Annotated in this window: 4 protein-coding genes; 2 read left to right on the top strand and 2 right to left on the bottom strand. The window is 62.2% G+C overall.

What is annotated here, in order from left to right; genetic code table 11:
- On the bottom strand, positions 1-712 hold a 712-nt coding region (gene lgt / locus A2I95_RS31690; RefSeq protein ID WP_291736213.1), incomplete at its 3' end, for a prolipoprotein diacylglyceryl transferase.
- Positions 713-809: 97 nt separating this feature from the next.
- Here lgt and A2I95_RS31685 point away from each other — a divergent pair.
- Entirely contained in the window at positions 810-1,055 is a 246-nt protein-coding gene (locus A2I95_RS31685; protein WP_019296037.1) for an accessory factor UbiK family protein, read from the top strand.
- Between the two features lie 201 nt (positions 1,056-1,256).
- On the top strand, positions 1,257-1,808 hold the full coding sequence (locus tag A2I95_RS31680; RefSeq protein ID WP_027258148.1) for a 2OG-Fe(II) oxygenase: 552 nt from the start codon (positions 1,257-1,259) through the stop codon (positions 1,806-1,808).
- A 110-nt stretch (positions 1,809-1,918) separates the two neighbouring features.
- Here the strand turns inward: A2I95_RS31680 and A2I95_RS31675 are convergent, their stop codons facing one another.
- The gene (locus A2I95_RS31675) at positions 1,919-2,074 is read right to left on the bottom strand and encodes a hypothetical protein (protein WP_291736204.1); all 156 of its coding nucleotides are present in this window, start codon (positions 2,072-2,074) and stop codon (positions 1,919-1,921) included.
- Positions 2,075-2,427 lie beyond the last annotated feature (353 nt).

Here is a 2,427-nt window from a genome sequence, read left to right as displayed (position 1 = left end):
CAAGGCCATAGCCCGCGAGGAACAAACCCAGAAGGCGGCCCGGGGTGTGGAAGGCATTGCGGCACCAGGCGAGGTACAGAAGCAGAGCGCCAAGGATCAGACCTTCCATCAGTGCCTCGTACAGCTGCGAGGGGTGGCGGGCGCAGAGTGCTCCCAGGGCCTGGCCGCAGTCCTGCGCCGCCTGGCCGGGGAAGGCGACGCCCCAGGGCCGATCGGTCGGGCGGCCCCAAAGCTCGGCATTGATGAAATTCGCCAGCCGCCCCAGCAGCAGGCCCGGCGCCACGGTGTGGGCGACCAGGTCGGCGATCTGCAGTTTGGGGATGTTGTGGCGCGCGGCATAGATCAGCGTGGCCAGAACAACCCCGATCAATCCGCCGTGAAAGGCCATGCCGCCCTGCCAGATCTTCAGGATCTCAACCGGGTGCGCCAGATAATAGGCGGGCTGGTAGAACAGTACAAAGCCCAAGCGCCCGCCCAGGATCACGCCGAGGATGATCCAGGTCAGCAGATCCTCGACCTGTTCAGGTTTCATCGGCGGCTGGTGCGCGGGCCAGAGTGCGGGGCGGCGCAGGGCCGCGACGGCCAGCCGCCAGGCAATGACGATCCCGGTGATATAGGCGAGCGCATACCAGCGCAGCGCGAACTCGAACGAACCGAGGGAGATCGAGAAAATCTCGGGCGAAAGGTCGGGGAATTGGATCATGGCGTGCATGTGCGTCTGAATGCCTCTGGTCTTTGGGGGAAGTCAACGGCTTGCAGCCGCGCGCCCGCTTCCCCATATAGGAGCCAGCCCCGAGACGGAGAAGAGCATGCAGACCCGCAACAAGATCCTGGACGATATTTCCCAGCTGATGACCAATGCGATGGGCGTGGCCCAGGGCGCCAAGGACGAGGCGGACACCGCGTTGAAAAGCATGATCGACCGCTGGCTGGCGGACCGCGATTTCGTCACCCGCGAGGAATTCGACGCGGTGCGCGCGATGGCACAGAAGGCGCGCGAGGAGAACGAGGCGCTGAAGGCCCGTCTGGATGCGCTGGAGGCAGCGCAGAAGTAAGCGGGCAGACCTGCCTGCCGGATGAGCCTGCTGCAGCGTTGCGCTGCGGCGGGCTTTTTTGTGCCATCGCGCTCCTGCATGGCTGCCCTGCAGTGCAACGGGTAGAATTGCGTCGCTTTCCGCCCGCCTGGTCGAAAACCGCGCAGCGCGGATCCCGCCGTTCTGTTCATGCTTCCTCTGCTGCAACAAAAGGATGGTGGCATGGTATCTGTCTATTCAGTACCGGGGGCGTTCAATGCGCAGGAATGCGCGGAAATTATGCGGAAGGCCGCAGAAGAGCCGGAAAGCGAGGCGCGGCTGGTGGGGCAGGCCCGCGATCACAATCTGCGCCGGGCCAGCGTGGTGTGGCTGGATGACGTGCCGGGCACTGGCTGGGTGATGGACCGGCTGATTTCGCTGGTTCGCCGGTCCAACCGGGACAGGTTCGGGTTTGATATCCGTGAATTTGCCGAAAGCCCGCAGACTGCCAGTTACAAGGCGCACGACGGCGGTCATTTCGCCTGGCATTCAGACATCGGCGACGGTCCGGTGGCTGGCAAGCGCAAACTGACCCTGGTGGTGCAGCTGAGCAAGCCGGGCGCCTATGATGGCGGTGACCTGGAGATCATGCCGGGCGCCCATATGGTGGCCGCCAGCCGGGCGCAGGGCAGCGTGGCAGTGTTCCCCAGCTTTCTGTTGCATCAGGTGACTCCGGTCACCCGCGGCGAGCGCCAGTCGCTGACCGTCTGGGCGCATGGGCCTGCGTTCCGATAGGCAGCCGGCCGGGCCGCAGGTGAAGCTGTCTTTGATGCTTCACCCGCGGCCCGGTCATTTTGGATACAGGAATTCGGGAGCGTGTTGACGATTGACCGCGCGCGGCGCGATCAGACTGCAATGATCCAGACGGCAATCAGGCTGACGGTCAGGTAAACAAGCGTATTGACCATCCAGCGTATCAGGCCGGCTTCGCCCTCTGGGTCGACGCCCAGGCGTTCACAGACTTTGGTCCCAGGCCATAGAAAAGCTACTGACAGTGTCATGGGGCGGCTCCTTGATGGGTAAGCGCGATGCATGGAAATCAGTAAGGGGTAAAATGCGTATTGTAAATACCTAATATAATGCCGCGGGCCGGAAACACCGGTATGACCCGTGTATTTGGGTCAGGATGACAACCGGCCTGGGCCTTGCGGTTTTAGGGATCTGCGGGGTGGTACCGGCTGGTGACTGATCCAGCCGGAGACTGTGCAAGAAGCGGTTTCAATGCTGAGTTACAAATGCTACGACTGGGCCGGCATCTAGGGGGGTGTGGATAGTTCATCCACAAGTTATTGCAGATATCCCCAAAATAATGGTTGCCAGATCATCAATTCAGCCCCACCATATCTTGTATGGG

This window comes from Leisingera sp. F5 (assembly GCF_001593695.1).
Note: the sequence above shows the minus strand (reverse complement) of the source record. Positions and strands in the feature narration are given on the sequence as shown.